The organism is Burkholderia sp. Bmkn7 (assembly GCF_041103175.1).
In the GTDB taxonomy this organism is placed as follows: Bacteria; Pseudomonadota; Gammaproteobacteria; order Burkholderiales; family Burkholderiaceae; genus Burkholderia; species Burkholderia cepacia.
Window position 1 is genome coordinate 129,590 of sequence record NZ_JBGCUH010000001.1, and the last position, 26,902, is coordinate 156,491.

At 66.9% G+C, this 26,902-nt stretch carries 23 protein-coding genes; 16 read left to right on the forward strand and 7 right to left on the reverse strand.

Translation table 11 applies throughout. The features are described from left to right. Positions 1–367: 367 nt before the first annotated feature. From AB3K92_RS00570 to AB3K92_RS00590, 5 genes are all read left to right on the forward strand, one after another. Positions 368–781, forward strand: a complete 414-nt coding sequence (locus AB3K92_RS00570) for a DoxX family protein (protein WP_048029147.1) — start codon at positions 368–370, stop codon at positions 779–781. A gap of 395 nt (positions 782–1,176) precedes the next feature. After that, complete coding sequence (locus AB3K92_RS00575) at positions 1,177–2,130, forward strand: SDR family oxidoreductase (RefSeq protein WP_059856337.1); 954 nt, start codon at positions 1,177–1,179, stop codon at positions 2,128–2,130. A 133-nt stretch (positions 2,131–2,263) separates the two neighbouring features. Then, entirely contained in the window at positions 2,264–3,172 is a 909-nt protein-coding gene (locus tag AB3K92_RS00580) for a LysR family transcriptional regulator (RefSeq protein ID WP_104767535.1), read from the forward strand. Positions 3,173–3,352: 180 nt separating this feature from the next. Further along, positions 3,353–4,681, forward strand: a complete 1,329-nt coding sequence (locus AB3K92_RS00585; protein ID WP_021160113.1) for an MFS transporter — start codon at positions 3,353–3,355, stop codon at positions 4,679–4,681. A gap of 81 nt (positions 4,682–4,762) precedes the next feature. Then, complete coding sequence (locus tag AB3K92_RS00590; RefSeq protein ID WP_369464336.1) at positions 4,763–5,746, forward strand: succinylglutamate desuccinylase/aspartoacylase family protein; 984 nt, start codon at positions 4,763–4,765, stop codon at positions 5,744–5,746. A gap of 141 nt (positions 5,747–5,887) precedes the next feature. On the opposite strand, the gene AB3K92_RS00595 is transcribed toward AB3K92_RS00590, so the two are convergent. Next, positions 5,888–6,316, reverse strand: coding sequence for a VOC family protein (locus tag AB3K92_RS00595; RefSeq protein WP_021160115.1), 429 nt, complete (start codon positions 6,314–6,316; stop codon positions 5,888–5,890). Positions 6,317–6,608: 292 nt separating this feature from the next. Between AB3K92_RS00595 and AB3K92_RS00600 the strand changes: the two genes are divergently transcribed. Further along, the gene (locus AB3K92_RS00600; protein WP_155638544.1) at positions 6,609–6,749 is read left to right on the forward strand and encodes a hypothetical protein; all 141 of its coding nucleotides are present in this window, start codon (positions 6,609–6,611) and stop codon (positions 6,747–6,749) included. Here AB3K92_RS00600 and AB3K92_RS00605 read toward each other — a convergent pair. Beyond that, positions 6,746–7,018 carry a hypothetical protein gene (locus AB3K92_RS00605; protein ID WP_021160117.1) on the reverse strand — a complete coding sequence of 91 codons (273 nt, stop codon included), beginning with the start codon at positions 7,016–7,018 and terminating at the stop codon, positions 6,746–6,748. The two genes, AB3K92_RS00600 and AB3K92_RS00605, sit on opposite strands and share 4 nt — an antisense overlap. Before the next feature lie 624 nt (positions 7,019–7,642). On the opposite strand from AB3K92_RS00605, the gene AB3K92_RS00610 reads away from it, so the two are divergent. The 6 genes from AB3K92_RS00610 to AB3K92_RS00635 all read left to right on the forward strand — a co-directional run bounded on the left by AB3K92_RS00610 (position 7,643) and on the right by AB3K92_RS00635 (position 14,520). After that, the gene (locus tag AB3K92_RS00610; protein WP_059651981.1) at positions 7,643–8,215 is read left to right on the forward strand and encodes a hypothetical protein; all 573 of its coding nucleotides are present in this window, start codon (positions 7,643–7,645) and stop codon (positions 8,213–8,215) included. A gap of 253 nt (positions 8,216–8,468) precedes the next feature. Continuing rightward, positions 8,469–9,818, forward strand: coding sequence for a reverse transcriptase family protein (locus AB3K92_RS00615; protein WP_369464337.1), 1,350 nt, complete (start codon positions 8,469–8,471; stop codon positions 9,816–9,818). A 371-nt stretch (positions 9,819–10,189) separates the two neighbouring features. Beyond that, positions 10,190–10,519, forward strand: coding sequence for an H-NS family nucleoid-associated regulatory protein (locus AB3K92_RS00620; RefSeq protein WP_048029133.1), 330 nt, complete (start codon positions 10,190–10,192; stop codon positions 10,517–10,519). A 297-nt stretch (positions 10,520–10,816) separates the two neighbouring features. Continuing rightward, positions 10,817–12,064: an MFS transporter gene (locus AB3K92_RS00625; RefSeq protein WP_369464338.1), complete on the forward strand. Its 1,248-nt coding sequence runs from the start codon at positions 10,817–10,819 to the stop codon at positions 12,062–12,064. Continuing rightward, the gene (locus AB3K92_RS00630) at positions 12,061–12,660 is read left to right on the forward strand and encodes a DNA-binding protein (protein ID WP_192388461.1); all 600 of its coding nucleotides are present in this window, start codon (positions 12,061–12,063) and stop codon (positions 12,658–12,660) included. Before AB3K92_RS00625 ends, AB3K92_RS00630 begins: the two co-directional genes overlap by 4 nt. 468 nt (positions 12,661–13,128) lie before the next feature. Further along, positions 13,129–14,520 (forward strand): hypothetical protein, encoded by a 1,392-nt coding sequence (locus AB3K92_RS00635; RefSeq protein ID WP_111939563.1) that lies wholly within the window; start codon positions 13,129–13,131, stop codon positions 14,518–14,520. Positions 14,521–14,739: 219 nt separating this feature from the next. Here AB3K92_RS00635 and AB3K92_RS00640 read toward each other — a convergent pair whose 3' ends face one another. From AB3K92_RS00640 to AB3K92_RS00650, 3 genes are all read right to left on the reverse strand, one after another. Beyond that, entirely contained in the window at positions 14,740–15,849 is a 1,110-nt protein-coding gene (locus AB3K92_RS00640; protein ID WP_042975491.1) for a polyamine ABC transporter substrate-binding protein, read from the reverse strand. A gap of 242 nt (positions 15,850–16,091) precedes the next feature. Then, the gene (locus tag AB3K92_RS00645) at positions 16,092–16,316 is read right to left on the reverse strand and encodes a hypothetical protein (RefSeq protein ID WP_021160126.1); all 225 of its coding nucleotides are present in this window, start codon (positions 16,314–16,316) and stop codon (positions 16,092–16,094) included. Positions 16,317–16,726: 410 nt separating this feature from the next. After that, the gene (locus tag AB3K92_RS00650; RefSeq protein ID WP_059585926.1) at positions 16,727–17,707 is read right to left on the reverse strand and encodes a helix-turn-helix domain-containing GNAT family N-acetyltransferase; all 981 of its coding nucleotides are present in this window, start codon (positions 17,705–17,707) and stop codon (positions 16,727–16,729) included. A gap of 276 nt (positions 17,708–17,983) precedes the next feature. On the opposite strand from AB3K92_RS00650, the gene AB3K92_RS00655 reads away from it, so the two are divergent. After that, positions 17,984–18,358 (forward strand): hypothetical protein, encoded by a 375-nt coding sequence (locus tag AB3K92_RS00655; RefSeq protein ID WP_060325814.1) that lies wholly within the window; start codon positions 17,984–17,986, stop codon positions 18,356–18,358. 34 nt (positions 18,359–18,392) lie between these two features. Here AB3K92_RS00655 and AB3K92_RS00660 read toward each other — a convergent pair whose 3' ends face one another. Continuing rightward, positions 18,393–20,828, reverse strand: coding sequence for a PEP-utilizing enzyme (locus tag AB3K92_RS00660; RefSeq protein ID WP_369464339.1), 2,436 nt, complete (start codon positions 20,826–20,828; stop codon positions 18,393–18,395). 332 nt (positions 20,829–21,160) lie between these two features. After that, positions 21,161–22,255 (reverse strand): AraC family transcriptional regulator, encoded by a 1,095-nt coding sequence (locus AB3K92_RS00665; protein WP_369464340.1) that lies wholly within the window; start codon positions 22,253–22,255, stop codon positions 21,161–21,163. 251 nt (positions 22,256–22,506) lie between these two features. On the opposite strand from AB3K92_RS00665, the gene AB3K92_RS00670 reads away from it, so the two are divergent. The 3 genes from AB3K92_RS00670 to AB3K92_RS00680 are packed head-to-tail and all read left to right on the forward strand — an operon-like array spanning position 22,507 to position 26,822. Continuing rightward, positions 22,507–23,898, forward strand: coding sequence for an APC family permease (locus AB3K92_RS00670; RefSeq protein WP_059620381.1), 1,392 nt, complete (start codon positions 22,507–22,509; stop codon positions 23,896–23,898). 50 nt (positions 23,899–23,948) lie between these two features. Beyond that, the gene (locus AB3K92_RS00675; RefSeq protein WP_059492488.1) at positions 23,949–25,346 is read left to right on the forward strand and encodes an aspartate aminotransferase family protein; all 1,398 of its coding nucleotides are present in this window, start codon (positions 23,949–23,951) and stop codon (positions 25,344–25,346) included. Positions 25,347–25,382: 36 nt separating this feature from the next. Further along, complete coding sequence (locus tag AB3K92_RS00680) at positions 25,383–26,822, forward strand: aldehyde dehydrogenase family protein (RefSeq protein ID WP_369464341.1); 1,440 nt, start codon at positions 25,383–25,385, stop codon at positions 26,820–26,822. Positions 26,823–26,902: the final 80 nt, after the last annotated feature.

Here is a 26,902-nt window from a genome sequence, read left to right on the forward strand (position 1 = left end):
TACGTCAATTGAGGCCGAAAATATCGATTGAATCAGGTGGCCTGAAAGAAGCAGGGTGTTTCCGTGTTCCGGACACATTGAGCGGGTTGATTTGCGCTGCCTGCCGACCTTTGCCTGTCGGCGTGATTGTCTTCGATTGTCCACTTGAACGAGACAGCGAATCCTTCTTTGACGGATTGATGATTCGTGGCGAGACAGTAGACTGCATCCGTGCTTCGCCAGAACCGATCGGAAGCGCGCTGGGAACGGCGCAACCCAACGGATTCTGCGGCGGCGGGCCCCCCGGCCTGCTGTCCGATCGTGCGAGGAGTGATTCGGCGCCTCCCGGCACCGGATGCATCAAACCGTCAATTCAAGGGTGATTGTCATGCGTTACGTTTCGCTGGAGTCGAAGAAGGACGAGCTGCTGCTGGCAGCTCGCGTGCTGTTGATGATCCTGTTCGTGCTGTTCGGCTGGCAGAAGCTGAACGGCTTCTCGGGCACCGTCGCGTACATGGCGTCGACGGGGAACCCGGCGCCCGAGCTGGCAGCGGCGATCGCGGTGGCGGTCGAGCTGGTCGGCGGCCTGCTGATCGCGGCCGGCTTCTATACGCGTCCGCTCGCACTGGTGTTCGCCGCCTATACGCTCGCGACCGCGCTGATCGGCCATCGCTACTGGGCGCTGCAGGGGATGGAGCAATACATGGCGATGATCAACTTCTACAAGAACGTGAGCATCATCGGCGGGCTGCTGTTGCTCGCACTGACCGGGCCGGGGCGGTATTCGCTCGACCGGAAGTAAGGCGGGGCGTTTCCGTTCGGCTCGGAGCCCGGTGCACGAAAGTGCGCCGGGTTTTGTTTTTGTGGGTGGGGCGTGACGTGTGGCGCGTGCGCGGTGCCGCAGAGCATCCGGCGTCCATGCGCCGAAGCTCACTGATCGGCACGCAGCGGATATGTTCGAATTCCTGATTGATTCGGGCGGTGTCGATGCTGCCACGATCGCGACGGATTGCTCGTCATTCGTCGCACGCTCGTGTCCCGGACATCCGTTGCCGGATCGCCTCCGGGTTGAAGCCCCCGCGATCGAAATGACTGCCTTGCGTTTGCGCGGCATGAAGCGGCGCGCAGGTCATCGGTTTATGCCCGGCATGCAAAAGTTGGGATAGGCTCTCGGAAATCCCCGTTCCCCTTTCACAGATGGCTACCGTACCGCAATCGACCGTTCTTCTCATCGGCGCCGCCGGCCTCCTCGGCCGCGCGGTTGCCGCATCGCTGTCCCGCGAGTCTTCGTTGAACCTCGTCGCGACGATCCGCAACCCGCACGGCGCAGGCGCAAAACGTCTTGCGTTGCCGGCGGAAAACCTCGCCGAACTCGACGTCCTCGACCAGCCGGCCCTCGAACACCTGTTCGCCACCCGCCAGCCGGCCGCGGTGATCATCTGCGCGGCCGAACGCCGCCCGGACGTCTGCGAACGCGATCCTGACGGCGCACGCGCGATCAACGTCACCGCCCCGGCGCGCATCGGCGCGCTCGCCGCGCGCCACGGCGCATGGACGCTCGGCATCTCCACCGACTACGTCTTCGACGGCAAGGCCGCTCCGTACCGCGAGGACGCCACCCCGAATCCGCTCAACATCTACGGCCGCACGAAGCTGGAAGGCGAGGCGGCGCTCCTCGCCGCGTCGCCGCTGTCGTGCGTGCTGCGCCTGCCGCTGCTGTACGGCCCGATCGTCGACTGGAGCGAATCGGCCGTCACGAGTCTCGTGCCGGCGATCGCCGCGTCCGCACGGCCGGGCGCCGACGCGGTCGGCATGGACGCCTGGGCGATCCGTTACCCGACGTATACGCCCGACGTCGCGGACGTCATCCGCGACCTGACGTTGCGTCATCTCGCGGGTGCGTCGATCACGGGCATCCGTCACTGGTCGGGCGAGGAGCCGATGACGAAGTACGACATTGCGCAGCGGATCGCGGCCGCGCTCGGCATCGAAGCATCGCTCACGCGGATCGACCAGCCGACCGACGCGACGCCGCGTCCTTACGATTGCCATTTGGACGCATCGCGCGTGCGTGCAGCCGGGATCGATCACGCGACGCCTTTCGATATCGCGCTGCGCGCCGTGCTGCGCGATGCGCCGCAGACGCTGTAGGATCGGGCGCCACGCGCGGCCCCGCGCCGCGTGATCCGCAGCCGTCCGCGTCCGCAGCCGTAGCCGCAGCCGCGCGACGGAGGCGGCCCGCGCGCACCGGCCGGCCCATCATCGCCCACCCAGGAGCCCAGCCATGCAACTGAAATGGCTCGAAGACTTCGTCGAACTCGCGCGCACGCGCAGCTTCACCCGCGCGGCGGAGAACCGGTTCGTCACGCATCCGGCGTTCGGCCGCCGCATCCGGTCGCTCGAGGAGTGGGTCGGCGCGCGCCTGATCGCGCGCACGAAGCCGCTCGAACTGACGGCGGCGGGCACCGTCTTTCTCGATGCGGCATCGAACGCGCTCGACATCCTGCACGGCGCCCGCACGCAACTCCAGGAAGCGTCGCCGGTGCTGGAGAACAACCTGCGAATTGCGACCGGCCGCACGCTGTCGGCCACCTTCTTCCCCGACTGGTACGACGAGACCGTTGCGCGCGCCGGCTTCTTTACGGCGACCGTGTCGACCGGCAGCGCGGAGGAAGCGATCCTGCAGCTCACGGCCGGCGACGCCGACATGCTGATCGTCTATTCGAGCCCGCATACGCGGCTGCTGATCGATCGCGACCGCTTCGACTGGTTGTCCGTCGCGCGCGAGGTGCTGGTGCCGGTCAGCGCGTTCGATGCGCGCGGCAGCGTGCGCTACCGGCTGCCGGCCGGCCAGGCGCCGGTGCCGTGGCTCGCGTTCGCGCGCACGCTGACCCTGCGCGCGGTGCTGGCGCGTCATCTCGCCGAAATGCCCGGCCGCCCGACGCTGCGGCCCGTGTACCAGGCCGACTCGTACGAAGCGATCCTCGCGATGGCGCGCCGCGGGCTCGGCCTTGCGTGGCTGCCGCAGCGGCTCGTCGCCGACGACGTGCGGCGCGGCGAGCTCGCGATCGTCGGGGGCGCCGACTGGCAGATCGGCTTCGACATTGCGCTGTACCGGCGACGGAACGACCCGCACCCGGTACTGGACGCGATCTGGCGCACCGCGCCGGCACGCGACGACGGCGGCGCATAGCCTCCGCGGGCAGCGCCCGCGCGGCCTGCGCGCCGATCGGCACGATTGCGTGCCGAAACGGCACGAACACCCGCCCCGCGTTGCCTACACTCCGCGCTTGACTGGCCCGAACGGCCGCCGGCAAAGCCGCGCGCCGTCTTTCAAAATCCTGACGGCCAGCATTACCGGAGGAGCAAAGGGGTGACCCGCAATACACACGGCGCGACGCCGGCCCCGCACAACCCGTGGCGCGAGATCTGCGCCGCGAGCATCGGCAACGCGCTGGAGTTCTACGATCTGCTGATCTACGGTTACTTCGCGATCGTCATCGGCCAGCTGTTTTTCCCCACGCACGACGCGGCGACCTCGCTGCTGCTGTCGGTCGGCACGTTCGGCATTTCGTTCGTCACGCGTCCGCTCGGTTCGATCGTGCTCGGCAGCTATGCCGACCGCGCGGGCCGCAAGGCATCGCTGACGATGTCGATCGGGCTGATGATGCTCGGCACCGCGATGATCGCGTTCGCGCCGACGTATGCGCAGATCGGCATCGCGTCGCCGTTGCTGATCATCGTCGCGCGGATGCTGCAGGGTTTCTCGACGGGCGGCGAATTCGGCGCGGCGACCGCGTTCATGGTCGAGCAGGCCGACGCGAAGCGCCGCGGTTTCTTCGCGAGCTGGCAGATGTCGACGCAGGGGCTCGCGACGGTGCTCGCGGCCGGCGTATCGGCGCTGTTGAGCCTGCTGCTGACGACCGACCAGCTGCACACGTGGGGCTGGCGCGTCGCGTTTTCGGTCGGGCTGCTGATCGGCCCGGTCGGGCTCTACATTCGCCGCAACATCGACGAACCGGCCGATTTCCGCCGGCTGGGCGAGCAAGGGCGCGCGAAGTCGCCGCTGCGCGACGTGTTCGTGCGCGATCGCGCGAACATGCTGCTTGGCGCGGGTGTGGTCGCGACGGCCACGGCCTTCAACTACGTGCACAAGCTGTACATGCCGACGTACGCGGTCAAGCAGCTGCATATCCCGGCCACGTCGTCGTATCTCGGCGCGGTCGTCACGGGCGCGATGCTGATGGTCGCCGCGCCGGTCGTCGGGCATCTGTCGGACCGTTTCGGCCGCATCCGCGTGATGCTGATCGCGCTGATCCTGGTCGGCGCGACGACGTGGCCGCTGTTCGTCATGCTGAACCGCTATCCGACGGTCGAGACGCTGCTCGCGGTCCAGGCGCTGGTCGGCCTGTTGATTGCGGTGAGCCTCGCGCCGCTGCCGGCGCTGCTCGCCGACATCTTCCCGACGAGCACGCGCGGCACGGGCCTCGCGCTGTCGTACAACTTCTCGGTGACGCTGTTCGGCGGCTTCGCGCCGCTGATCGTGACCTGGCTGATCGACGCGACGCACAACAAGCTGGCGCCGAGTTTCTACGTGATGGCGACGGCCGTGCTCGGGATCACGTCGGTGATTTCGCTCGGCCGCCGGATGCGCGGCGCGGCGGCTGCCGCCGCGCCATCGACACGCGCGACCGGGGCGTGACGCGCCGGCCGCCAACCCGATTCCGGCGTAGCCGGCACATGCCGGCCGTGCCTTTCCCGAACCCTGTTGAGCCTTTCCGACATGACCACGCTTGAAGCCATCCGCGCCGCCTTGCCGGCCTATCCGATCGAAGTGGCCTTCCCCGACATCTCGCGCTGGCGCGCGGGCAATACGGGCATCGACTATCTGCATACGTTCGACAGCGGCCGGCCCGGCAAGCACGTGATGATCCTCGCGCTGACGCACGGCAACGAAGTCAGCGGCGCGATCGCGGTGGATACGTTGCTGGCCGCGGGTCTGCAGCCGGTTGCGGGCCGGCTGTCGCTCGGCTTCGGCAACGTGGGCGCATACGAGCACTTCAGTGCGAAGAACGCCGATGCGACGCGCTACCTCGACGAGGACATGAATCGCGTGTGGACGCCGGCCGCACTCGACGGCACGCGCGACAGCCGCGAGCTCGCGCGTGCGCGCGCGATGCGTCCGCTGCTCGATACGGTCGACCTGCTGCTCGACATTCATTCGATGCACGAGGCGTCCGCGCCGCTGATGATGACCGGGCCGCTCGAGAAGGCGATCGCGCTGGCGGCCGCAATCGGCACGCCGGAGCACGTGATCATCGATCGCGGCCATGCGAACGGCACGCGGCTGCGCGACTACGGCGGCTTCGGCGACGCGGCGAGCGCGAAGAATGCGCTGCTGATCGAGACGGGCCAGCACTTCGCCGCGAGCGCGCGTGACGTCGCGCTCGACAGCGCGGCGCGCTTCCTGCTGCATGCGGGCGTGGTTGCGCGCGACGACGTCGCGGCCTTCATCACGCAGGCCGTGCCGGTGCGGCAGAAGTTCGTCGAGATCACGGAGCCGGTCGTCGCGCGTTCGATGGATTTCCGCTTCTCGCAACCGTTCACGGGGCTCGAGGTGATCGGGAAGGCCGGCACCGAAATTGCCCGCGACGGCGACCATGTGATCGTCACGCCGTACGACAACTGCGTGATCGTGCAACCGTCGATGCGGCATCTCGGCGTGAACGTCACGATGATGCGGCTGGGGCGCTTGCTGGATCGGTGACGCCGCCGGTGGCGGACCGCCGGGAGACGGCCCGCGCGGTCGCACCCCTCAGCCGATGCGGGGTGCGCCATGCCGCATACGATTCACGCGTCGGCGCGGGCGGCGCAGCCCGAACAGCCAGGGCACCCGCGCATCAATCTGCTACGCGTGTCGCTTCGGGTTCCACGCCTTGTGTACGAATTCGAGACGGTTGCCGTCGAAGTCGGCTACGTTGGCGGCGTAGTAGCCGGGGGCGAAGTAGGTACGATCCGCCGGCTTCCCTTCGTCAATGCCGCCGGCCTTGATCGCGGCGGCGTAGGCGGCGTCGACGAGTTCATTGGTATCGCAGACGATCCCGACGTAAAGCCCGGTCTCGCCGGGATGACGTTTGCGCAGCCAGATGCTCGATCCGACTCCCGCTCCCTTGCCGTACACATCGTCTCCGATGCCGTAAAGATCGGGGACGCCTTCCGGGCCCGAAGCGGAGTCGTAGTTGCCGAAAATTCTCCAGCCGAGCGGCTTCAAGGCTTCAGCGTAGAAGGCCAGTGATTTTTCGATGTCGGTGACTGAGATGTAAACGTGGTCGATCATTGGGCGCCTTCGACGTGGATGGGTACGGTCTGCGCATGGCGATATCCGACGGCCGGGCGTCTGCTCATGGCCGGGCCCCGACGGTCGCCGACGCAGGGATGCCTGATGCTACGGTCGTGCAGGCGCTTTCACAAGCCACACATGGAATCACGCGCGAGCCTCGCGCAACGAGCCGGGCGTCCGGCTCGGCGTGAACGTCGCGATGATGCGATGGAGGCGACAAACGCCGGACGACGGCTGATTCCTGACGGCAAGCCGGCCGGCTTCATCGGTACCCGGACGGGAATGGCAGATGGATGAACAGGTCGCGGGCATGCAGGTGCCATGTCGCGCAGTATCGGCACCCCAGCCCGCGGTGGTGCTGGATTCAGACCGTCAATCCAGCACCGGGCTTCACGAATCGATAATCGTCGAGCGCTTCAAGGTCGATTAACGAATCGCAAAGCGGGTCGCCGGCGAGCCATTCGCGCAATTATTTCCATAGATAAACAGATTTCTGTTTTCTGAATATGCCTGGTAAATAATCGAATAAACTTCCTTGGCACTGAACGAGTAGACACCGTCGTTGATCGTCACCAGCAGGTTGCCGGTGGTGTCGGTTTCGATCTTGTCGATCTTGCCGGCTTTGCAAAGCGCCTGTGCGGACGCGCACGTGGAGGCGAGCATCAGTGCTGAAAACAGCACGGTTGCAATCTTCTTCATGACTTTCCTTTGGAATTGAATGAAATGATGCGATCTGACGACGTCGGCCACGTCCGGAAAGACATGTCTGTCCTTCCGGATTGCTGATTCGCAAGCGTCTGGAAATCAACGGGGCCTGGCAAGCTGGAACTTTGCGACCAAGCACGAATGAAAGGATTCGTGCTGCGCCTCCGTTACCTCTTTGATTTTTGAATCGCGGTGTTGCGGCGCACAACACAGACTATTTATTTGGGTTTGAGGGCGCCAATCGAATTAATTTATCGTTAATGGAATTCGATAATTTTTTGTTTGAATTTGATTTAATTGAATTCTGGGTGGTGTTGTTTTTATTTTTTGATTGTTTCGATATTCAAATAATCGGCGGCGAATATTGAGGCGATGATCGATGGTGGTGCCGGCGCGGCAGGCGAAGCGCATGGGCGTTCATGGGGGGCGATCGTTCGAGCGCGGGAGGAATCCCTGGCACGATGCGACTCGTGCCCGAACGGAACGGCGCTACACTGCGCGGGTTCCCGGGCACACCGGGAGCGCCGGGGCGCCGGGCACACGGTTCGCCGACACGCGACGATGGTTTCGCCCGCCCCCCGGCTCATTCGAACAAATCACGAGAGCAAGAGAGGGCCCATGCTGACACGTCTTCGTATCGGACTCGATCGCGCGCGCGACCTGCGCGAAATGGGACGACCGTCCCCCGTCCACCCGCGGCCGCAGGCGAGCGAACTGGTCGACCTCAGCGCGCAGCGCGCGATGTGGCGCGTCGCCGTTCCGGGCCAGGCCGACTGCTACATGGCGGCGACGCCCGCCGAAACGGAGCGCTACGTCGTGCATCTCGACGCGCAGACGTTCTACGGCCTGTGGCTCGGCACCAGCCCGAGATTCCCGCAGCCGAACTCGCAGGACTGCGTGCCGCGGCGCGTCATGCCGCTCGACAGCAAGTACGCGTCGGCTGCCGCCGCGTTCCGGGCCGGCCGCCTTGAGCCGGTGGCACTGCCGCCGGTCGGCTACTGGATCGAGGGAGGCGGGTACGAAGTCGCGATGAGCAACGGCATGACGCGCACCTTCTGGCTGCTCGCCAACCGCGTGCGGTCGTTTCCGGTCAGCGTCGACAACGCGACCTGGGCCACGATGCTGAACAACATGGCCGGCGTCGGCGTCGCGCCGATCGCGTACCGCGAACTGTTTTCCCGGCGCGCGTAGGTCGGTCGTCGCGATCCGACAGCGCCGGATCGCCCCGGTTTGACACGCCGCGTTCGCGGCCTTTAAAGTCGCATCGCGGGCCGGTGGGTCAAGCTCACGCCCGGAACAGGCAGCCGATGTTCCAGGACTACGGGGCTACCCCGTGGATCAGATCGACATCCCGATGCGTCGCAAGGAGCGCCGTTGCGCGTTGCGCAACGTGACTCCTCGCAGTACCCGTCACGTTGGCTCATCGTCCCGCCCATCCTTTTCCATGTCTTCATCCCTGCGCGAAACCACCCGTACGATTGCCGAGGCGATGCTGGCCGGTGCGCCCGAACGTGCCGGCGTCCTGTCCCGGATGGCGGCGGTGCTCGGCGGCGCGCCGCCGTGGACGCACGAAGTCGCGGATGCCGCGCTCGTGCGCTTCGGCGCGCGCTGGGCCGACGTCGACATCGATGCGCTTGCGGCGCACCTCGCCGATGCGCCGCCGTTCGTGCTCGCGTGGTACGGCAGCGACCGGCCCGCCGCGATCCGCGTCGTGCGGCGGCCGCTCGTGCAGATGCCGTTGCCGGCGCCGCTGGCCGGCTGCGACGTGCCGCAATGGGCGACGCCCGGCGATCTCGCCGACTGGCTCGGCGTGCGCGTGCCGGAACTCGACTGGCTGTCCGACCATTGGCGCGTCGACGCGCGCAGCGGCGCCACGCCGTTGCATCACTACACGTACGTGGCGCACGACAAGCGCAGCGGCGGGTGCCGCCTGGTGGAGATCCCGAAGGGCCGGCTGCGCGAAGCGCAGCGCCGCATCCTGCACGGGCTGCTCGACCGCATTGCGCCGCACGATGCGGTACACGGTTTTCGCAAGGGGCACGGGATCGTGTCGTTCGCGGCGCCGCATGCCGATCGCGATGTCGTCGTCCGTTTCGACCTCGCGGATTTCTTCGTATCGATACGCGCCGCGCGCATTCACGCGCTGTTCGTCACGCTCGGGTACCCGGCCGAAGTCGCGCGCACGCTCACCGGGATGTGCACCAATCGCGTACCGTCCGCGCGGCTGCTCGCGCCGGACCTGCGCGACCGGTTCGACTGGATCGGCCGCCAGCGCTATCGCGAACGGCATCTGCCGCAGGGGGCGCCGACGTCGCCGGCGCTGGCGAACCTGAGCGCCTTCCGGTTCGACATGCGGCTTGCCGCGCTCGCGCGTTCGCTCGATGCAACCTACACGCGTTATGCCGACGATCTCGCATTTTCCGGCGGCGGGGCGCTGGCGCGCGACGTCGAGCGGCTGCAGGTGCGCGTTGCCGCGATCGCGCTCGAGGAGGGCTTTGCGCTGCACCTGCGCAAGACGCGCGTGATGCGGCGCGGCATGCGCCAGCAACTCGCCGGCGTGGTCGTCAATCGTCATCCGAACCTGGCGCGCGATGAGTTCGATCTCCTGAAGGCCATCCTGACCAACTGCATCCGGAGCGGGCCGGCGTCGCAGAATCGCGATGCGCGTCCGGACTTCCGCGCGCATCTCGCCGGGCGCGTCGCGCATGCGGCCGCGCTGAACGCGGCGCGCGGCGCGAAGCTGCGCGCGCTGTTCGACAGGATCGCGTGGGACGCCCGCGAAGTCGGTCTGTAAGCGGCCGAAAAGCGACCGACGAGCGGCCGACGAGCGACCAAAAAGCGGCCGGGTTGGGATCGACGCCGGCCGACGACTTCTGCATCGCGATGCCGTGCACTGCTATCATTCGCGCCATGCCGCACCGGTGCCTGGTGCGGCGCTTACTTGCCGCAGTCGTTCGCCCGTGCCTTCGTATGCGGCGGGCTGCGCGTCGCCGGGCCGGTTCAGTCTGTCATCGATTGACGCGCGACGTCGTTTAGTGCGTATCGCGCAAGCCACGCCGGCTCAGGCAAACGATACATCTATTTAACAGCACCCATCGGCGGAACTTCGTGGTAGGTTCCGCCATCGGAGCTTTTTGCGAAAACATGCCCACAGAGGATGAATACATGACCCAGGCCCTGCAGGAACTCGAAGCACAACTTCGGGACCTGAATATCAAGCTGTCGGATGCGAAGCAGAAGGAGAAGCAGGCCGCGCTCGCGGCATTCAAGGAACAGGTCGAGCTTTTAGGAATTTCGCAGCAGGAAGTGCTGAGCGCGCTCGGTTATATCGTCCAGCGAAAACGCAAGGCACCTGCCAAGTACTACGATCCGACGACCGGCCGCTCATGGTCGGGCCGCGGCCCGCGGCCGAAATGGCTCGAAGGCAAGGATCTCGAGGCGCTCGCCGTCGACCGCGAGGCCAAGACCTGGTGGCCCGGAGACGACCAGGGCTGAAGCCGGCCAGGCCGCCGGACCATCCGGCGCCCTCCGGCTCGCGCAAGCGGGCCGGCCGGCAACCCGCTCTCCCCACGTAGTCGTTCGTCCGGTGTCCGGCCTGGCCGCGACGTCGCCGGCTTCACCGCCGACACCGGCCCGCCGTTTTACTCTCCCGTTCATGACCCGCAGGTTGCCGCCATGTCGTCCCGCAGGCGGGCGCCGGCGCGCGCGGACCCTCGCCACGGGCCGACCTGCCGGCCCTTCGTTCGCGGGCACAGGCCTTAGAATGTCGCCGGACAATCGTGGCGGGACACCATGGCAGCAAACATGAAATCTCCGACGCTCGGCGGCCCGTCGGCCCCGCGCGTCGAGCAGGTCGGCGCGTACGCGTGGAAAGCGCTGGCCGGATCGGCGATCGGCTATGCGATGGACGGCTTCGACCTGCTGATCCTCGGCTTCATGCTGCCGGCGATCACGGCGGCGTTGCACCTGACACCCGGGCAGGGCGGCGCGCTCGTCACCTGGACGCTGATCGGCGCCGTCGCGGGCGGCATCCTGTTCGGTGCGCTGAGCGACCGTTACGGGCGCGTGCGCGTGCTGACCTGGACGATCCTGCTGTTCGCGGTCTTCACCGGGCTGTGCGCGTTCGCACAGGGCTTCCAGGATCTGCTTGTCTACCGCACCATCGCGGGCATCGGGCTGGGCGGCGAGTTCGGGATCGGCATGGCGCTCGCGGCGGAAGCGTGGCCGGCCAGCAAACGCGCGCGCGTGTCGTGCTACGTCGCGCTCGGCTGGCAGGCCGGCGTGCTGCTGGCCGCCCTGCTGACGCCGTTCCTGCTGCTGCACATCGGCTGGCGCGGGATGTTCCTGGTCGGCGTGCTGCCCGCGCTGCTCGCGTGGGCGATGCGCAACAAGCTGCACGAGCCGGAGGCGTTCGTGCAGCGCGCGGCGCAGCCGAAGGCCAACGCGTTCCGCCTGCTCGTCGCGGACGGCCGCACCGCGCGCACGAGCCTCGGCATCGTGATCCTGTGTTCGGTCCAGAACTTCGGCTACTACGGGATCATGATCTGGCTGCCGACCTTCCTGTCGAAACAGATGGGTTTCTCGCTGACGAAGTCGGGAGTGTGGACGGCGGTGACGGTCGTCGGGATGATGATCGGCGTCTGGGTGTTCGGGCAACTGGCCGACCGCATCGGGCGCAAGCCGACGTTCCTGCTGTACCAGCTCGGCGCGGTGGCGACGGTCGTCGCGTATGCGCAGCTGTCGGACCCCACGGCGAGGCTGTGGGCCGGCGCGCTGATGGGCATGTTCGTCAACGGGATGGTCGGTGGCTACGGGACGCTGATGTCGGAGGGTTATCCGACGGCCGCACGCGCAACCGCGCAGAACGTGCTGTGGAACATCGGCCGCGCGGTGGGCGGCTTCGGCCCGGTCGCGGTCGGCGCGCTTGCCGCGCACTATTCGTTCCAGACGGCCATCGCGATGCTCGCCGGCCTCTACGTGCTCGACATGGTCGCGACGCTGTTCCTGATTCCCGAGCTCAAGGGCGTCGAGCTCGAATGAGCGCGGCGAGCGCGCGCAATCCAACCACTTCTCCGGAAACCACGATGCAGCAGAAGAACAGGACGATCGGCGTGATGGGCTCGGGCAAGGAGCCGTGGCTCGCGTTTTCGGAGCCGCTCGGCGCATGGCTCGCGCAGGCCGGTTTCAACCTGCTGACGGGCGGCGGGCAGGGCGTGATGCTGGCGGTCGCGCGGGCGTTCGCCGGCGTGCCCGGGCGAACCGGGCGATCGATCGGCATCCTGCCGACGCAGGCCGATCCTCTCGCGGGCTTCGTGCCGCTCGACGGCTATCCGCATCCGTTCGTCGACATCCCGATCCTCACGCCGCTGCCGCGCCGCGAGCCGGATGCCGAGCCGCACACGATCAACCGCAACTACGTGAACGTGCTGAGCAGCGACCTGATCGTCGCGCTGCCGGGCGGGCACGGCACGGCCGAGGAGATTGCGCTCGCGCGGCACTGGCGCAAACCGCTCGTCTGCTTCGGGCCGGAGGGGGCGTTTCGCGCGCTCGCGGCGGGCGCCACGTGCACGTCGTCGCTCGACGACGTGATCCGGTTCGTGGAAGACGCGTTTGCGGCGGAGCGGGTGTCGCGATAGTTGATGCAATCGGCCTCGGTGGAGATCGGACACGCTCGTGTCCCGGCCGGTCATCCCGCATGCCGAGTGCACGTTCACGGTCGAATGGCAGTCATTGCATCATGGTCGAGCCGCGAACAGAGGCATGACCGATGGTCTCGCACCACATCTGGCCCAGACGCCACGGGGGGCGCCGGTCGACATGTTGGTAGATGCGGTTCACGTCGTGACGGTGTTCGCGGTGGTGACATGCAACACGGCGCGGGGTGTGCGGCTCCGGCAGGAGTGCCCGTATGCCTGGCGAGGCGCCGACCGGCAAACCAGTCCGTCAAGACGAGATTGCCGGTGAAATAAAACAAAGAGACTGATTTTTTAGAATATATAAAAGAGATCCGTTGATTGTTGTTTTTGGCATATCACACCTAGAATGATTCTGGTTAAGGCCGGGATTTTGGATGGGTCGATCGTGTTGATTCAATGGATTGAAAAATGAATGAAATTGTTTATATCGTCGCGGAGCGGTCGGGGTATTTTCTCGGCAAATATTTGGGCTGGCTGATATACCCCTATCTCGTGATATTGAAAGGCGGCGCCTGGAATATTCAGCAAAGTTTTGAAGGACTCGGACTTGTCTCGTCGAATTTTGTCGAGAAGGATGCGCAGGGGCAGGTCGTTTCAAGTTATTGGTCGCCAGGCGAAGCGATGCTGCCGATTCTGGTCGTGCTCTGGATACTCTTGCTGGTGTTGGCGTTTCTCTACATCACGACGGGATATGTGCTCGCCCGGAAGAAGGGGGCCCTGGTTGCATTGTCAATTCTTTTGCTGCCGGGGTTGCTGGTACTGCAGGGCTGGTGGCCCTTGATTTCATTTGTGCCCGATTCGTTCGTCATCGGCGGGAGCGGTGTGCTGGGCAGCGGTTGGGGCATGCTGACGCTGGTAGGTTTAGGGCTGGTCGCGGGATGGTGCGGCGTGCTTGTGCTCATCGACCTCCTTCCGATCGGCGACGGTTTCGGGCATGTCTACGATCATGTTTGGTACGCGGCCGCGTTGCTCGCGGGCATTTTTTTCGTGTTCGATTCGCAAGCGAACCGGCATGTCCAGTCTCTGCAGGAGAGTTCCCGCGATATGCAGAGAGCGAGCGCCTATCTGTTGAAGCAGGCGGAACGGTATGAATCGTGGTGCGCGCAGAACAGGCTGGGAGAGAGCCTGTCATGCCGCTGGGCGTCGAGCGTGCAGCAAACACTGCTCGATTACTCGGCAGAAGATCCGGCTGTCTTTGTCGTCACGGGGCCGCACGCCGCGGCGGATATGTACCAGATCAACGGGCAACGTCTGACACCGGAGCAAATCACGTCGTTGCGAAACGAAATTGCGACATACAACGAGGACATGTGTCCTGTTACGCGGATCGACGATAGGGTCAGCGTGTTGCCGCCGTCATCGTCGCGGTGCCTGAGAACCCCGATACAGTTCTGCACGTCGTTTCCCGAGCGGCTTGACGGGCGAGACGTCAGGCACGATGCGTTCAATCCGGCATCGCTTGCAAGCGAATGTGTCGTCTCGACACTTGTCGCGTTTCGCGACCGGCAAGAGAAACTACTGACGCAGGTCAACGACGATCGTCGGTCGAAGCACTATCGATGGATCTACTACGTGCTTTTTTCCATTGTCATCGGCGGGAAAATCGCGCTGGCGACGGCCAAGACGGTGGGCTTGAACAAGCGCACGCCGACCGAGAGGCGGAGAAGCATGCACTGGGTTAGTCGTCTCTGGCAGATTTCATGGAGAGGATTGCAGATCATCTGGTGGGTGATCGCAGGGAGCGTGGCGATCTGCGTGGCATTACTGCGATTCGCGATGCCCCGGAGCGGAAAACGATAAGCCGAGACCAGCTGACCTTTGCGGGAGCCCGATCGACGGCAGCCTTACGCTGAGAGTTGCGGCCGTCCGTCGCGAAGCCGAAGTCTGACGAGGGTTCGTCGGTCAGTTGGGGCAGGCGGTCGACGCCCTGTCGGATAGGCCGACTATTCCGCAGCCGATCGGAACCGTGCCTGCGGCGCGAGCCGCCGCTAGGCACGGTTCAGTCCCGCGGCGCGACGCTCAACGCCCCGTCTTCAACTGCGCCCACAGCCGGTTCTGCAGCCGGCGAATCTCGGGCGGCATCGGCTTGAGCAGCGTCATCCTGCTCAGCACCTCGTCGGCCGGATACACCGACGGGTCGCGCGCGATCGCGGGCTTCACGTACTGGCGCGCGGCCTTGTTCGCGGTCGGATAGAACACCGCGTTGGTGATGCCGGCGTTGACCTTCGGATCCTGCAGGTAGTTGATCCACTTCAGCGCGGCGTCGCGGTTCGGCGCATCCTTCGGGATCACCATCATGTCGAACCACAGCAGCCCGCCTTCCTTCGGGTTCGCGAAGCGGATCTCGTACGGGCGCTTCGCTTCGGCGGCGCGGCGGTGCGCAATGCCGACGTCGCCCGAATAGCCGAACGACACGCACAGGTCGTTGTTCGCGAGATCGTTGATATAGCCCGACGAGTTGAACTGCGTGATGTACGGGCGCACCTTCTTCAGCACCTCGTACGCCGCGCGGTAGTCGGCCGGGTTCGTGCTGTTCGGGTCCTTGCCCATGTACTGCAGCGTGGCCGCGAACACGTCGACGGCCTGGTCGAGGAACGACACGCCGCAGCTCTTGAGCTTCGCCATGTTGGCCGGATCGAACACCAGCGCCCAGCTGTCGACCGGCGCCTTGTCGCCGAGCGCCTTCTTCACGGCCTGCACGTTGTAGCCGATGCCGTCGGTGCCGTAGGCCCATGGCACGCCGTACTGGTTGCCCGGATCGGCGTCGGCGACCATCTTCATCAGCAGCGGATCGAGGTTCGACAGGTTCGGCAGCTTCGACTTGTCGAGCGGCTGGTAGACGCTCGCCTGAATCTGCTTGGCCATGTAGTTCGACGTCGGCACGACGATGTCGTAGCCGGAATTCCCCGACATCAGTTTCGCCTGCAGCGTGTCGTCGCTGTCGTAGTTGTCGTAGCGGACGTGGAGGCCCGTCTGCTTCTGGAAGTTCGGGACCGTGTCCGGTGCGATGTAGTCGGACCAGTTGTAGATGTTCAGTTCACCGGCCGCGTGGGCGGTCGTGCCGGCGGACGCGGCGGCCGACAGGGTGGCGGCGGTTGCAATGCTGCGGGCAAGCGTGCGGATTCGCATGACGAAGTCTTCCATTTTCAGCGCGCGTGTCGATCCGCGATGCGCGGGCCGGTGCGCGACGGTTCATCGGATGAAGCGGGCGTGCGCGAGCACCGCTCGCGGTGAGCGAGTGCGGTGCACGACGATCAGGAGTCCGTTCGACTGCGGGCCGGCTCGCACGGAAACGAAGCGCGAGCGGATTCCGTCACCGGTCGGGCGACACGGCGGGCAGGTCGAACGGATGCAGGGAAAGGGGGGAAGCGCTAAGGCAGCAGCGAGGCCACGTCGTCGGTATGGATCGCGACGTACGCACGTGCGGCGACGGCGTTGTGGCGGCGAACGGAGCGGCAGGACAGGATGGTGTAGATCGACAGATGCAGGCGAGGACTTTGCCAGCCGTCACCACGGTCGTCGGTGGACGCGATCGCGGCGCGCAGGTTTCGCGCATCGCCTCGTCTCCACCGCACCAGCGGGCCACGGAATCTCACGTTTACTCTCGACCGGGTTGTTGAAAGTATTGAACACCTGACGATTCGCCAGCGACTGCCGTTTCAGGCCGCGGTCATCGAATTTGCCGCGATGCGTCATCGGTTTCGAGACGCGAACTGAAAGCTTGGCGGACCGCTGGATCGCCGAAACATGACGCTTCCGTGAATCATCAGGGAAATCGCTGTAAGGATGTCTCAGGATTTTCCCTAGTGATTCGCAGGCCGATGCAGGCGTTCGGCGTGATCGCGATAACGGATGAACCGCGCACGCGACGCGGCTCGAGCGGCCATGACGGGCGTCAAGTGATGAGAATATTCGACGGCCTGCAGCGCGAATCGCGCCGGAACGGTCGTCGCAAAGGCAGTCAGAAACCATGAAGGGCGTCGCGGCGCAGACGGCCCGTCGACCCTCAGCCGCCGGATGGCCCCGGCCGGCTGAAGCGCTGCTCGACCACCTCGGTGCCCCAATGCGTGCCCGCGGATTCGCTCGTCAGCGTGAAGCCGAACGACTCGTACAGGTGGCGTGCCGAATCGAGGCCCTTGAACGTCCACAGATAGGTTTCGCGAAACCGCCGTGCGTCGACGAAGCGCATGGCTTCCGTCATGAGCCGGCGCCCGATGCCCGAGCCGCGCAACGCATCGTTCACGATGAACCATCGCAGGTGCGCGACGCCCGTTGCCGGGTCGCCGTCGATCGCGAGCGACGCGAGCGTGCGTCCGTCTTCCTGGCACAGCCAGAGCGCCTTGCCGTCGGCCGGCAGGGCACCGGCGAACTCGGCCAGCTCGGTCGCCACCCGCTTTTCGAAAAAGGCGCCGAATCCCCAGTGTTCCGAGTAGAAGCGCGCGTGAAGGCCCGCGATATCGCCGATGCAGCCCGGCTGGTAGCCTTCGCGGATCGATGGCGCATCGGGTGTCGCGGCGCTTGCCCTGGCGGCGTTGTCCTGCGCGAGCGCATCGGCATACAGCGCGAGCGAGCGCAGCAGCGCCTGCTGATCCGCCGGCACCATGCGGCGCAGCGCATTCGACACCTGATCCGTCGCGAACGCGTCGATTCTTTTCTGGAGCTTCTTGCCGTCGGCGGTCAGGTACAGCTCGGTCGCGCGCGCATCGTCGCTCGACACGCGCCGTTCGACGATGCCGGCCGCCTCGAGCCGCGCGAGTTGCCGGCTCGTGTTCGATTTGTCCAGCCGCAGGATGTTGCCCAGATCGCGGGCGTTGATGCCGGGCGCCATCCCGATCTCGAGGATCGCGTGAACCGCCGAAGGCGCCCAGTCGCTGTCGGCCAGCGTCGCGCGCATGAAGCCGAGCTCGCGAACCAGTTTGCGGGAGAAGTCGCGAAGCTCGAGGATGGTTGCTTCGCGAGGTTTGGCGGGAGCGTCGATGAGGTCCATGGTCAGCCCGGAAAGGTTGCGGATCGCAATCAATAATAGTTGCGGGTCGCAACTTGATCAAGGCGGATTTTTACCGGGACGCGTCGCGCCGAGCGGTGCTTGCGGGGCCGGCGTCGGCGCGGATCACGGGGACGGATGGGCGGGCCGTGAGTGGTATTGGCGCGGATGGCGGAATGCCGCGAACCGGACGCATACTCGATGCATCCGGACGCCCCGCCGTGCGAGCACGGGTGTCGGCCGGTCATCGATCCGCGGCGGCGGACAACGGAGCCCACCATGAACAATCTGAAGCCGATGACGATTGCGTTGCTTGCCGGATGCGGGATCGGTGCCGGTACCGTTCACGCGGCCGGCGGCATGGATGCGCCGCCCTGCAGCGCGGCGCATGCGGCGGATCAGGGCGGGATCGCCGCGATGCCGGGCACGTCGGTGCGCAGCTTTTCGACCGCCGGTTGCTCGGGCGCGGTGCTGCAGGGCGAACGGGCCACCGCGACGGTCAACGGTGACCGGATCGAGCTGCGGGACGGCATCGTCTACGTGAACGGCCGTTCCTACGGCGCCGTCACTCCGGCGCAGACGGTCGAATACGAAGCCGCGCACGACCGGCGTACGTTGAAGGTCGACGGGAAACTCCGCACGCCGGTGCGCTGAGTACACGCGGGGGCCCGCGGCGACCGCGTCGCGCCTAGTCGACCAGCGTCAGCCGGCCGTCGCTGAGTTGCACCTCGCGCCCGATCCACGCCGCGTCGACGCGCGGCAGCACGGCCGACGGCTTGCGCAGTTCGCGCAGCAGCGTCGCGCCGTGCGACAGCCGGCCGCCCATGCGCGCGATCACCGCACGCGCGGCCTGATACTGCGCGTGCCGGCCCGGGTCGAGCGTGTCTTCCAGCAGGATGTCGCGGCCGAGCACGCCTTGCGTGTGGCCCGGATAGATCATGAAGCCGGCCGCCTCGTCGGTGCCTTCGCTGCCGTCCTGCCAGAAGCTGCCGTTGCGTTCGCGGCGATCGGGATGGGGCGCGAACCATGCGTCGCGGTCGGCGGCCGGCATCGCGTGATGCAGGCGGAAGAACACGCGCATCAGGTTGTCGCGATACCACTCGCGCACCTGCAGATACCAGCCGCGCATGCCGGGCGCGCCGAGCGCGTGGAGCACGCGGACGGGCAGCGGCCAGTCGGGAAACGCCTGCAACGGCAGATCGGCGGGCGCGGGCCGTGCGGTGCCCGGATCGGTTTCCCACGGCAGGCGATGCGGGCTGTTCTCGAGCTGGCCATACGCGGTCGGCGGACGGCCCCAGAGCGCGCCGCCGCTGCTCGCCAGCGATGACGCGATGCACAGGTTGCCCTGCACGACGAACACGTAGAAGCGCGTGAACCAGTCGGCCAGCTGCCGGCCGTCGGCGCGTTGCTCGACGAGTGTCGCGAGTTCCCGGTCGAAGCGCCGCAGGCCGCGTTCGAGCGTCGGCAGATGCCCGCGTGCGGCGCGCAGCATGCGCCAGAACACCGGCAGCGAACGCAGCAGCCGCAGCGGGCGCCAGCGCAGCGGCGGGGTCGCGCCGCCGATCTCGCCGCTGTAGTTGCCGGCCGATACGCCCCAGTCGGAGAGACGGGCGAGGAACAGGTCGTTGTTGATGTACGACGCACCGCCGTAGAGCGCGGTGAATGGTTCGTTGTCCTGCAATACGCGTGCATCCCAGCGCGCCATGATGGCCGGGATGCTGCCGGCCGCACGCCGTTGTGCGTACTCGACCAGCCGGCTCGGCTGCGGCGGCAGGATCTCGGCGATGTTCGCGGCGGTCAGGTGCCGGTGCCAGCCGTAGCTGCTGATCGGGCGGTATTGCAGCAGCCACAGCTGCGTGCCGTCCCACGCCCATTCGACATCGCCCGGCACGTAGTGGAACGCGCGCAGCACGCGTTGCAGGAAGGTCCACAGTTGCGTCGCGCCCAGGCCGTGCGCGCCCGGGAACGTGCCGCGCTGCCAGGGCTCGCCAAGCCGCGACAGGATCGCGCGTTGCGGGCTGGCCTGGCCGTCGGCGAGCGATTCGAGGTGGCCTTCCACCCATTCGACTTCGACCGCGAGATGCCGCACGAACGCGATGCCCGACAGCACGGGCGTGATGAAGCGCTGCACGACCGTTTCCTCGAGGCCGCCGTCGAGCAGCTCGGCCACGCGCGCGGCGGCCTGCGAGGCCGGTACGCGCAGGAACGTGGTGTGCAGGCCCGCGTTGGCCGCATCGGCCTGGTCTTCGCCATGGCTCGACGAGCGGATCGCCCACTCGGCGTCGGGCTGGCTCGCGAGAAAGCCGGGCAGGCGCGGATCGTCGGCGCGGGTCAGCGACAGCGCGGGCGGCACGGGCAGGCCGGCCATCGTCGCCAGCGCCAGGCGCCCGCCCTTGGTGTGCGCGACGAAGCCGGCGTCGCCCGCTTCGAGCCACTGCGCGAACGCCGCCGGTGCGTCGATCCACGGATAGTGTCCCCAGCCGGCCTGCAGCGTGACGGTGAGCTCGGCGCGCGCGAGGATGGCCGACCATGCGGCGGCCTGGCGCACGCCGAGCACGGCGTCCTGGTCGCCCCACACGAGTTCGATGCGATCGGTGACCCACTCGAGCAGCGGCAGCGCGGTATCGGCGCGCACGAGATCCCAGTGCGGCAGGAACGCGCGGCAGCGCGCGTAGCCGGCGCCCATGCGGCGGTACTGCGCGCGTGTCCAGGTCAGGTTCGAGAACTTGCGGGCGAACAGCGCCGGGTAGTGCGCGAGCAGCCAGTGAATGGTCTTGCGCAGCGGCTTCGGCGCCATCAGTTTCGGCAGGCGCCGTTCCCACAGAAATGCGCCGACGGGCGCGAGCAGCACACTGCGGCCGAAGTGGCCTGGGCGCCGTTGCAACGCGTGCAGCACCAGCAGCGCATTCACGCCGACCGCCATGATCGCGTGGCCCGGTTCGGTCGCGTCCAGCAGCGCTTGCGCATACGCGGCGAGATCTTCGCAGGGCGGCGCGGGGTTGTCGCCGAAGCCCGGCAGTTCCAGCGGCACGGGCCGGTAATGGCGGAAGTGGGGCAGCGTGTCGTCCCACCAGTCGGCCGCGCTGCCGTTGCCGGCGAGGAGGTACAGGATCGGTTTGCTCATGGAGGCTTCGTCGGCGGGCGATCGTCGCGGTGGCGCGCGCCCGGATGGGGCGGCGCGGCCCGCGGATGCCGCTGCGCATGTTCGTGTCGTCTTGTTCGCGTTGCGCCGGTGCGAGTGGAATGGAAGCTTGGCCCCGCTCGGCTTGATGGTTGCGCGCATTCTACTTGAGTCGACCCGGACGATAACCGCCATCTCGAACGCGACGCCATGCAGACGCAGGTCATGCATGACGTGTGCGGGAATGACCGATGCCGTCAATGAATCCCGCTCGTGGCCGGATGGCGCGAAGGCTTGTGCTGCGCGCCTTTCAACCGGGAGGCGTCCATGGCGCGTTACGTGTCCGACCCGGCGCCGGCGCGCGGCGGGTGCCCGGTCCAGCGTCGATACGCATGGCGGAAGCTCCGCGGCTCGCTGTAGCCGAGACGTTCCGCAATGGCCGCGACCGTCAGCTCCGGATCGTCGAGCATCCGCACCGCCTCGTCGCGGCGCACGTCGTCGAGCAGCGACTGGAACGTGAGGCCGTCCTTGTCGAGCCGACGGCGCAGCGTGCGCTCCGTCAGGTGCAGCGCGTTCGCGAGCGACGTCATCGACTTGAAACGCGCGAGGTCGCGCGCCATCAGCTCCTTCGCGCGATCGGCGAAACGCGTGCCGACCGACGCGGCCCACTGCCGTTCGAGCGCCTCGCACTGGCCGTGCAGCGCATTGAAGCTGACTTCGTTCGCGAGCAGCGGCATCTCGGTGCCGTTCACGGACGTGAACACGAGCCGGTTGTCACCGGCATTGAACGCGACCTTGCAGCCGAAGTGGCGCGTGTAGTCGGCCGCGTTGCGTGGCGTGCGGCGCGCGAGCTGTACCTGCGCGGGCCAGACCGGCTTGCCGACGAGGTCGGACACGATCAGGCGCAGGCTCGACAGGCACATGTCGACCTGGAACACCTCGAGATCGGGCTCGCCGTTGTAGCGGCCGATGGTCACGCTCATGCCGTCCGCATGCGCATCGATACGCACGTCGAAATACAGGCCCATGAACAGCGGAAACTGGCTCATGCACCGGAATGCCTGCATGACGGAGCCGCTGATCAGCATCGCGTAGCCGGCGAGGCCGAGTGTCGATACGTGCAGCCGCGCGCCGATCGACAGCCCGATCGACGGCACGCCGCTGCGCTGCAGCAGGTTGTGGAAGCAGCGCTGCTCCTGGCCGCGATTCACGTGCAGGTTCGGCGACGCGACTTCGTCCGCGCCGAGCCCCGTGCCTTCGAGCAGCGCGGCACCGTCGATATGCCGCACGCGGCACTCGTCCAGCGCGACCGCGATCGCGTGGACGGTGGCGGGAATGTCCTCCTGGCGTCCGGCCGGGCGCGCGAGGCCGAGCGACGAACGCAGGCTGCGCTCGGCCCGGCTCTGGTTTCGATGAGATCGAGTGTCCATGGTGCTGACGGGGCGACTGGGTCGCGTAGAACATAGCCGGAATGTCCGCAAAACGCCAGTGCGGCACAGCACCATGCATGACGCGCCGACGCGATACGCGGCGGGGTGTCCGGAAATATCCCCCGATTACGTCCGCATTTCTCATTCGTGGCGGAATTTTTGGCGCACCACACTTTCTTCCAGTCGTGCGCCGCCGGCCGTGCCGGGCGAACGAGTGTTGAAGCCGTGAACGCCACCTACGTGAGGACAGCATGGACAACGACAGCCCCGGTCGATACGCATCGGCCGCCGCGACGCAGGACTTCGCCGCACATGCGTTTCGCGGCGACGCGGACGAACGCCGCAAGCCGCACCTGCTCGGCCTTGCGACGCTGGTCATCTTCGGCCTCGCGTACATGCTGCCGATGACGGTGTTCACGACCTACGGGCTCGTCACGAGCGAGACGAACGGGCACCTGACGGCCGCGTATGCGGTCACGCTGGTCGCGATGCTGTTCACCGCGCGCAGCTATGGCCACATGGCGCGGCTGATGCCGAGCGCCGGCTCCGCCTATACGTTCGCGAGCCGCAATTTCGGCACGTCGGCCGGCTTCATGGTCGGCTGGGCGCTGCTGATGGACTATCTGTTCATTCCGATGATCAGCTACCTCGCGATCGGTATCTACATGAAGCAGATTTTTCCGATGGTGCCGGCCAGCGTGTGGATCGTCGGGAGCATCGCGCTGATCACCGGGCTGAACATCGTCGGCATCCGGCTCGTCAATCGCGTGAACCTGATCCTCATCGCGAGCCAGCTCGTGTTCATCGCGATCTTCGTCATCGCATCGGCGCGGGTCGCGGCAGGCGAGGGACTGTCGATGGCCGTCGCGTTGCCGTCGTCGGGCGATGCGCGCGCGATCTTCGCCGGGTCCGCGATCCTGTGCCTGTCTTTCCTCGGCTTCGACGCGGTCACCACGTTGTCGGAGGAAACGCGCGAGCCGAAGCGCACGGTGCCGCGCGCGATCCTGCTCTGCACGCTGGCGAGCGGCGTGCTGTTCATGCTGATCGCGTATGTCGGGCAGGTGGTGTTTCCCGACTGGCACGCATTCAAGGATCTCGATTCGGCCAGCCTCGAGCTGATGCGGCGCATCGGCGGCGGCACGCTGTCGGCGTTCTTCGTCGCCGTGTACGTGGCCGGCTGTTTCGCGAGCGCGATGGCCGGGCAGGCGAGCGTGACGCGCGTGCTGTTCGCGATGGGCCGCGACCGCGTGCTGCCCGAACGCGTGTTCGGCCACCTGCATGCGCGGCTGCGCACGCCGGTGCGCGCGACGCTCGCGGTCGGCGTCGTGTCGCTGTCCGCGCTGTTCGTCACGCTCGATCTCGCGTCGACGATGATCAGCTTCGGCGCGCTCGTCGCGTTCGCGGTCGTGAACCTGTGCGTGATGCGCAGTTATCTGTGCCGCGCCGAGCATCGCCGCTTCGCGGGCTGGATCACGTTCGGCGTGATGCCGGCGCTCGGCTTCGCGATGAACGTGTGGCTCTGGTCGGGGCTGTCGCGCCAGACGTTCTACGTCGGCATCGGCTGGCTCGTGCTCGGGCTCTGCCAGCTCGCATGGCTGACGCGCGGCTTCACGCGCCCGGCGCCGACACTGTCGATGAACTGAACGACCGGGCGCGCCGCGCCGGACCTGAAACCCTGAAGGAGGAGTGAACCATGAACGCTGTTGACGTCAATCTCGACGCGGACCTGCAGGCGCTCGGCAAGCGCCACCTGCTGATGCATTTCACGCACGCCGATGCGTATCGCGACCACGCGCTGACCGTGTTCGACCGCGGCGAAGGCTGTTGGCTCGTCGACCGCCACGGCAAGCGCTACTTCGATGCGCTGGCCGGGCTGTACTGCGTGCAGGTCGGCTACAGCCACGGCGCGGAAATCGGCGACGCGATCCGCGAGCAGATGGTGCGGCTGCCGTTCGCGACCAACTGGGGTGTCGGCCACGAGCCGGCGATCACGCTCGCGCACAAGCTCGCGACGCTCGCGCCGGACGGGCTGAACCGCGTGTTCTTCACGTCGAGCGGCTCGGAGTCGAACGAAGCGGCGATCAAGCTGGTGCGCCAGTATCACCAGTCGCGCGGCGAGCCGCAGCGGCGCAAGTTCATCGCCCGGCGCGTCGCGTATCACGGCACGTCGTTCGGCGCGCTCGCGCTGAACGGGATGACGAACTTCCGCAAGCATTTCGAGCCGCTGATGTCGGGCGTGCGGCATGTCGGCAACACGAAGCGCTACGGGCGCCCGGTCGGCGAGACGGAAGCGGAGTTCACGCGCCATCTGCTCGACGAGATCGAGTCGCTGATCGTGCAGGAAGGCCCGGATACCGTCGCCGCGATCGTCGTCGAGCCGTTGCAGAACGCGGGCGGCAGCCTGACGCCGCCGGCCGGCTACACGGCCGGGCTGCGCGACATCTGCGACCGGCACGGCGTGCTGCTCGTCGCCGACGAAGTGATCTGTGGATTCGGCCGGCTCGGCGAATATTTCGGCTCCGCGCGCTACGGGCTGAAGCCGGACGTCATCACGTTCGCTAAAGGCATCGCGTCGGGCTACGTGCCGCTCGGCGGCGTGATCGCGAGCGACGCGGTCGTGGAAACGATCCTCGACGGCCCGCAGCAGATGTTCCTGCACGGCGCGACATACGGCGGCCATCCGGTCGCGTGCACGGCCGCGCTCGCGAACCTCGCGATCATGGAGCGCGAAGGCGTGCTCGAGAACGTCCGACGCAACGAAGCGGTGTTCCGCCAGACCCTCGACGGCCTGCTCGAACTGCCGTGCGTCGGCGACGTGCGCGGCGACGGTTACCACTACTCGCTTGAACTCGTGACCGACAAGGCCGCGCGCCGCTGGGCGGCCGGCATCAGCGCGCAGGCGTTCGTGTCGACGCTGCTCGCGCCCGCGATCTTCGACGCGGGGCTGCTGTGCCGCGCGGGCGTCGACCACGAAGGCACGCCGATCGTGCAGTTCTCGCCGCCGCTCGTGATGTCGCGCGACGAAATCGTGTGGTTCGTCGCGCAGATCCGCGACATCCTCGTCGACACCTTCGCGCGCGCGACGCGCTGAGCGCGACACCGGCATCCATCACCACAGGAGCATTCGATGCGAACGTCACAACAGTCCTATATCGACGGCCAGTGGCTCGACCCGGCCGACGCGAAGGCGATCGACGTGATCGACCCGAGCACGGCGCGGCCGTATGCGCAGCTCAGGATCGGCGGCGCGGCCGACGTCGACCGCGCGGTGGGCGCGGCCCGGCAGGCCTTCGACACGTATTCGCGCTGGCCGGTGGGCGAGCGCGTCGCGCTGCTGCGGCGCGTGCTCGAGATCTACCAGCGCCGCTACGAGGAGGTCGCGCGGACGATCAGCCAGGAGATGGGCGCACCGATCGCGTTCGCGCGTGCGATGCAGGCGGCGGTCGGCACCGCGCACCTCGAGCAGACGATTCGCGCGCTGCAGTCGTTCCGCTTCAGCACGCGGACCGATTCGCTGCTGGTATCGCACGAGCCGATCGGCGTGTGCGCGCTGATCACGCCATGGAACTGGCCGATCAACCAGATCGTGTGCAAGGTCGCGCCGGCGCTCGCGGCCGGCTGCACGATGGTGCTCAAGCCGAGCGAGATCGCGCCGTTCAGCGCGATCCTGTTCGCGGAAATCCTGCACGAAGCCGGCGTGCCGCCGGGCGTGTTCAACCTCGTGCACGGCTACGGGCACGAAGTGGGCGACGCGCTGTCGCGGCATCCGGACGTCGACATGGTGTCGTTCACCGGTTCGACGCGCGCGGGTGTCGAGGTCGCGAAGGCGGCTGCCGATACCGTGAAGCGCGTGCACCAGGAACTCGGCAGCAAGAGCCCGAACCTGATCCTGCCCGATGCCGACATCGAGGATGCGGTCACGCGCGGTGCGCGCAGTTGCTTCAGCAACAGCGGGCAGTCGTGCAACGCGCCGACGCGGATGTTCGTGCATGTCGACCACCTTGCCGCAGCCGAGGCCGCGGCGCGCAACGAGGCGGCGCGCACCGTCGTCGGCGATCCGCGTTCGACGGAAACGGGCATCGGGCCGGTTGTCAGTCGCACGCAGTTCGACCGCATCCAGCAACTGATCCAGTGCGGGATCGACGAAGGCGCGACGCTCGTCGCCGGTGGCACCGGTCGGCCCGACGGGCTCGGCGACGGTTTCTACGTGAAGCCGACGGTGTTCTCCAACGTCACGCCCGGCATGACGATCGCACGCGAGGAAATTTTCGGGCCGGTGCTGTCGATCCTGACCTACCGCACCGAGGACGAGGCGATCGCGCTCGCGAACGATTCGGTCTACGGGCTTGCGGCATACGTGCAGACGAAGGACCTCGAGCGCGCGCGCCGGGTCGCGGCACGGCTGCGGGTCGGCAATGTCCACATCAACTACCCGCCATGGAACCCGGCTGCGCCGTTCGGCGGCTACAAGCGCTCGGGCAACGGACGCGAGTATGCGGAGTTCGGCCTCGTCGAATATCTGGAGACGAAGGGCACGACGGGGTACACGGAAGGCGGCGTGCGCTGACGATCCCGATCGCCCGGGTACACCACGAGACGAATACGTTCCGGCCGGTGCCGACGCCGCTCTCGGCGTTCGGCCGCAAC

Excerpts from the sequence above, each read along its gene's own strand:
- AB3K92_RS00570 (WP_048029147.1), top strand. The coding sequence starts at position 368 with ATGCGTTACGTTTCGCTGGAGTCGAAGAAGGACGAGCTGCTGCTGGCA.
- AB3K92_RS00575 (WP_059856337.1), top strand. The coding sequence starts at position 1,177 with ATGGCTACCGTACCGCAATCGACCGTTCTTCTCATCGGCGCCGCCGGC.
- AB3K92_RS00580 (WP_104767535.1), top strand. The coding sequence starts at position 2,264 with ATGCAACTGAAATGGCTCGAAGACTTCGTCGAACTCGCGCGCACGCGC.
- AB3K92_RS00590 (WP_369464336.1), top strand. The coding sequence starts at position 4,763 with ATGACCACGCTTGAAGCCATCCGCGCCGCCTTGCCGGCCTATCCGATC.
- AB3K92_RS00595 (WP_021160115.1), bottom strand. The coding sequence starts at position 6,316 with ATGATCGACCACGTTTACATCTCAGTCACCGACATCGAAAAATCACTG.
- AB3K92_RS00600 (WP_155638544.1), top strand. The coding sequence starts at position 6,609 with ATGGATGAACAGGTCGCGGGCATGCAGGTGCCATGTCGCGCAGTATCG.
- AB3K92_RS00605 (WP_021160117.1), bottom strand. The coding sequence starts at position 7,018 with ATGAAGAAGATTGCAACCGTGCTGTTTTCAGCACTGATGCTCGCCTCC.
- AB3K92_RS00610 (WP_059651981.1), top strand. The coding sequence starts at position 7,643 with ATGCTGACACGTCTTCGTATCGGACTCGATCGCGCGCGCGACCTGCGC.
- AB3K92_RS00615 (WP_369464337.1), top strand. The coding sequence starts at position 8,469 with ATGTCTTCATCCCTGCGCGAAACCACCCGTACGATTGCCGAGGCGATG.
- AB3K92_RS00620 (WP_048029133.1), top strand. The coding sequence starts at position 10,190 with ATGACCCAGGCCCTGCAGGAACTCGAAGCACAACTTCGGGACCTGAAT.
- AB3K92_RS00625 (WP_369464338.1), top strand. The coding sequence starts at position 10,817 with ATGGCAGCAAACATGAAATCTCCGACGCTCGGCGGCCCGTCGGCCCCG.
- AB3K92_RS00630 (WP_192388461.1), top strand. The coding sequence starts at position 12,061 with ATGAGCGCGGCGAGCGCGCGCAATCCAACCACTTCTCCGGAAACCACG.
- AB3K92_RS00635 (WP_111939563.1), top strand. The coding sequence starts at position 13,129 with ATGAATGAAATTGTTTATATCGTCGCGGAGCGGTCGGGGTATTTTCTC.
- AB3K92_RS00640 (WP_042975491.1), bottom strand. The coding sequence starts at position 15,849 with ATGCGAATCCGCACGCTTGCCCGCAGCATTGCAACCGCCGCCACCCTG.
- AB3K92_RS00650 (WP_059585926.1), bottom strand. The coding sequence starts at position 17,707 with ATGGACCTCATCGACGCTCCCGCCAAACCTCGCGAAGCAACCATCCTC.
- AB3K92_RS00655 (WP_060325814.1), top strand. The coding sequence starts at position 17,984 with ATGAACAATCTGAAGCCGATGACGATTGCGTTGCTTGCCGGATGCGGG.
- AB3K92_RS00660 (WP_369464339.1), bottom strand. The coding sequence starts at position 20,828 with ATGAGCAAACCGATCCTGTACCTCCTCGCCGGCAACGGCAGCGCGGCC.
- AB3K92_RS00665 (WP_369464340.1), bottom strand. The coding sequence starts at position 22,255 with ATGGACACTCGATCTCATCGAAACCAGAGCCGGGCCGAGCGCAGCCTG.
- AB3K92_RS00670 (WP_059620381.1), top strand. The coding sequence starts at position 22,507 with ATGGACAACGACAGCCCCGGTCGATACGCATCGGCCGCCGCGACGCAG.
- AB3K92_RS00675 (WP_059492488.1), top strand. The coding sequence starts at position 23,949 with ATGAACGCTGTTGACGTCAATCTCGACGCGGACCTGCAGGCGCTCGGC.
- AB3K92_RS00680 (WP_369464341.1), top strand. The coding sequence starts at position 25,383 with ATGCGAACGTCACAACAGTCCTATATCGACGGCCAGTGGCTCGACCCG.